General features: G+C 67.6%; 4 protein-coding genes. 1 reads left to right on the top strand and 3 read right to left on the bottom strand.

Annotated features, from left to right (window positions below):
• Positions 1 to 228: 228 nt before the first annotated feature.
• The 3 genes from ABGA94_RS18820 to ABGA94_RS18810 all read right to left on the bottom strand — a co-directional run bounded on the left by ABGA94_RS18820 (position 229) and on the right by ABGA94_RS18810 (position 2,914).
• Positions 229 to 1,050: a trypsin-like serine protease gene (locus ABGA94_RS18820; protein ID WP_053498015.1), complete on the bottom strand. Its 822-nt coding sequence runs from the start codon at positions 1,048 to 1,050 to the stop codon at positions 229 to 231.
• A gap of 218 nt (positions 1,051 to 1,268) precedes the next feature.
• A complete protein-coding gene (gene pyrF, locus ABGA94_RS18815) occupies positions 1,269 to 1,994 on the bottom strand; it encodes an orotidine-5'-phosphate decarboxylase (protein WP_005421084.1) in 726 nt (241 codons plus the stop codon).
• Positions 1,991 to 2,914 carry a 5'-nucleotidase, lipoprotein e(P4) family gene (locus tag ABGA94_RS18810; RefSeq protein WP_005421086.1) on the bottom strand — a complete coding sequence of 308 codons (924 nt, stop codon included), beginning with the start codon at positions 2,912 to 2,914 and terminating at the stop codon, positions 1,991 to 1,993. Before ABGA94_RS18810 ends, pyrF begins: the two co-directional genes overlap by 4 nt.
• Before the next feature lie 101 nt (positions 2,915 to 3,015).
• Between ABGA94_RS18810 and ABGA94_RS18805 the strand changes: the two genes are divergently transcribed.
• Positions 3,016 to 3,669, top strand: coding sequence for a YceH family protein (locus tag ABGA94_RS18805; RefSeq protein WP_005421088.1), 654 nt, complete (start codon positions 3,016 to 3,018; stop codon positions 3,667 to 3,669).
• Positions 3,670 to 3,706 lie beyond the last annotated feature (37 nt).

The following is a 3,706-nucleotide window of genomic DNA, read 5'->3' as shown; positions in this document are numbered from 1 at the left end:
CAGATCCCTTCTGCCGGCAGGCAGAAGGGATCTGACCCCAGAACCACCAGCGGGATAAAAAAAGAGCCCGGATCACGGGGATCACAGGCTCTTCAAGCCGGCGCGGGGCCGGAGGACAGTGTTGTGGCACATGTCCGGCCCGAGGACCGGATGGCGGCGATCCTACGCTGCCGTTCAAGTTAAGGCAACACTTCACGTAATGCCATGTATGTATTTGATTTTATTGTGTCAATCGCGTTGCCAAACCGCTTCAATGAAATCTACGGCGTGTTTTTCGGCGATTCGGGCATAAATCCCCGGATAGCCGGCCAGCGCACAGCCCTCGCCCCAACTGACGACACCGAACTGGGTCCAGCCTTCACGCAGGCGCAGCAGCAGCGGACCTCCGGAATCCCCTTGGCAGCTGTCGATGCCCTCGCGGCCGGCGCAGATCACCTTGCCACGTGATAGTTCACCGCCGTACGCCTGCTGGCATTCATCGAATGACACGAACGGCACCTGTGCGGTCTGCAGCTGAGTCGGATAGACCCGGCCATCGCCGATGTCGGTGTCTCCCCAGCCGATCACCGTGAATTCACGGCCCGGCTTGAGATAGCTGGCGTCGGGCCGCAGCCGCAGTGCTACCGGCTGTGCGCCGACCAGCGGTGCGCTGAGCTGGATCAGGGCGACGTCGTGCTCCAGCGAATTGCCACTGTTGAATGCCGGATGGACGTGGATCGCCTTGACGTTGGAGGGTCGTGGTCCGGCGTCAGTGGACAGGGCCGTGACCTTGCCGACAACGGCGATGCCACCAGGCGCTTCGCCCTGCATGCAGTGCGCGGCCGTCAGCACCCACGAGGGTGAGATGAGGGTGCCCCCGCAGAAGTGGCGATCATGGTCCGAATCGCCGTCGAAGATGCCCTGGATGCTGACCATGAACGGGTACTCGTCGGCCGGCGCCGCTTCGCCGCCGATGATGCGCGGCGCATCGCGCAGCTGCGGCGCAGCGATGGCGGGTACGGCAGACGCGGCCAACAGCAGGCCGATGAACAAAGAGGTGCTGCGATACATTTCCCTGTACTCCTCTGTCGATGGTTGGAACCGGCGCGGCCGCGGTCCGTACCGGTGCATCGATTGGGGAGCAGTGGAGAGGCCCACAGCGCGAACCTGCGCACAGTTCTCATGGCTGGCGCCGCCTGCGACAACTGCAGACCCACAAATGCGAACGCCATCCCGCATGGATCGGGATGGCGTTCGTGGTGCCGGCGTGACCGGCGTCGGCTGTGGGCTCAGCGTGCAGCCAGAGCCGACGCGATTTCCTGCTGGATCGCCCGCGCTGCGGCCTGCGGATCGGCGGCCAGGCGGATCGGGCGACCGACCACGATGGCATCGGCGCCATCGGCAAAGGCCTGCGCTACGCCAACGGTACGTTTCTGGTCATCGCCGACCGGGCCACCGGGGCGGATGCCAGGGCAGACGATCGAGAATCCGCTGCCGGTGGCAGCGCGGATCGGGCCGGCTTCCTGGCCCGAAGCGATCACGCCATCGATGCCGGCGGCCTGGGCAGCCAGCGCGCGCTCGACCACCACGTCCACCGGTTCGCGGTCGATGCCCATCTGTGCGAGGTCGGGGCGCCCCATCGAGGTCAGCACGGTCACTGCCAGCAGGCGCATGTCGCCGCTGTTGGCGGCGGCGCACGCCTCCATCATGGCCGGGTGCCAGCCATGGATGGTGGCGTAGCTGACCGGCCACTGCGACAGGCGCTTGATCACCGCCGCAGCCGTGGCCGGGATGTCGAAGAACTTCAGGTCGACGAACACGCGCTTGTCGCGGCGGGCCAGCTCATCGAGCACCTGGAAGTACTCGCCGGAGGCGAGCAGTTCCATGCCGATCTTGTAGAACGCCACGCTGTCGCCCAGGCGGTCGACCCACGCCAGCGCCTGCGCGCGGTCAGGCACGTCCAGCGCGAAGATCAGGCGCTCGTCATCGCGCAGCGGCAGCGGTGCGCGGCTCATGGTGCGTAGTCCAGCGCGGCGCGCTTGGCGTCGTGGCGGGCCTGGCGCGACTGGCTGTAATCGTTGTTGAACTGCGCCGGCTCGAAGCCGCCGTAGGTCGGGTTCGGCAGCATCCACCAGCGCTCGCCGAACCAGTCGTGGTACTGCTGCAGCAGGGCGTCACGGCCTTCGTTGGTGTTGGCGGTCACTTCCACGAAGTCACCCAGCTGGTCGCCGAACTGCATCAGCACGCGGTACTTCTGCCCGGCCAGGCGGCGGCGGCAGTTCTTCTCGCTGCCAGCCTGCTCGCAGCCTTCGACCACGGTGCCCAGGCCCAGGAACACGCTGTCATCGGCCACCGGCAGGCCCTGCTCGCGCAGGTTGGCCAGGGTCGCGTCCTTCAGGTGCACGGCACGGTTGGAGATGTACAGCAGGGTCACGCCCTTGGCGTTGGCCGCCTTGGCGAAATCGACCACGCCCGGGATCGCCTTGGCCTTCTTTTCGGCCACCCACTGGTCCCAGCTCAGCTCGTCGTATTCCTTGCCGTCGCGCACCAGGCGCGCCTGGTAGGGCGAGTTGTCCAGCACGGTCTCGTCCACGTCCAGCACCACGGCCGGCTTCAGGCCCTTGGCCTCGTTGCCGCGTTCTTCCGGCACCAGAGCATCCCAATGGGCTTCCTTCAGCGCCACGTCCAGGTGGTCGGCGGCGGCGCGGTAGGTCTGCTCGGTGATCGCCCTGTACTCCTGCGCACGCTGCATCCACAGCACGGCGTTGAGGTTGTCGTTGGCGGTGGCATCACGCGCGCCATCGGCCTTGGCGGCGGACGCCGGGGCCTGCGGCGCCGCGGCTTCAGCGGCAGGCGCGTCCACGCGCTTGCAGGCAGACAGGCCCAGCGCCGCGGTGGCGAGCAGGGTCAGGGACAGGGAAACAGGACGACGCATGGATTCACCGGCAATCAGATATACCGGCGCATTTTACCGGCAAAGCCGACCCGGGGACGGCTATGCTTGGTGGTTGACCCGCTGCTCTTCCGGAGGCCGCCATGACCGATTCCACCCAGACCCCCGACGTTCCCCTGCTCGATGCGGTGCAGGCCCGCCTGCTGGGCTGCCTGGTGGAGAAGGAGGCGACCACCCCGGACACCTACCCGTTGACCGTCAATGCCGCCCAATCGGCGGCCAACCAGAAGACCGCCCGCGAGCCGGTGATGAACGTGGACGCCGGCAGCGTGCAGCACGCGCTGCGCCAGCTGGAAGCACTGGGCCTGGCCCGCCAGCACTTCTCCTCGCGCGCCGACCGCTACGAGCACCGCCTGCAGGCCGCGCTGGACCTGACCCGGCAACAGACCGTGCTGCTGGCGCTGCTGCTGCTGCGCGGCCCACAGACCTTGGGCGAGCTGGTGTCGCGCAGCGAGCGTCTGTACCGGTTTGCGGATATCGACGAAGCCCGCCACGCCGTCGAGCGCCTGCAGCAGCGCGCGCTGCTGGTGGTGCTGCCGCGCGCCAGCGGCCAGCGCGAAGACCGCTACATGCACCTGCTGTGCGGTGAAGTGGATGGTGCCGCGCTGGCGGCCAAGTACGCCAGCAGTGGCGGGGGCAGCAGCGATGCGGCCGATCCGGGCCTGGCCGAGCGCGTGGCCCAGTTGGAAGCGGCCGTGGCCGAGCTGCAGGCGCAGCTGGCAGAACTGCGCAGCTGAGGTCCACATCCGGTAGTGCCGGCCGCTGGCCGGCAAC

This window comes from Stenotrophomonas sp. 3diitr2024, assembly GCF_042136455.1.
In the GTDB taxonomy this organism is placed as follows: Bacteria; Pseudomonadota; Gammaproteobacteria; order Xanthomonadales; family Xanthomonadaceae; genus Stenotrophomonas; species Stenotrophomonas sepilia.
This window is presented reverse-complemented; position numbering and strand designations above follow the sequence as displayed.

Excerpts from the sequence above, each read along its gene's own strand:
- pyrF (WP_005421084.1), bottom strand. The coding sequence starts at position 1,994 with ATGAGCCGCGCACCGCTGCCGCTGCGCGATGACGAGCGCCTGATCTTC.
- ABGA94_RS18810 (WP_005421086.1), bottom strand. The coding sequence starts at position 2,914 with ATGCGTCGTCCTGTTTCCCTGTCCCTGACCCTGCTCGCCACCGCGGCG.
- ABGA94_RS18805 (WP_005421088.1), top strand. The coding sequence starts at position 3,016 with ATGACCGATTCCACCCAGACCCCCGACGTTCCCCTGCTCGATGCGGTG.
- ABGA94_RS18820 (WP_053498015.1), bottom strand. The coding sequence starts at position 1,050 with ATGTATCGCAGCACCTCTTTGTTCATCGGCCTGCTGTTGGCCGCGTCT.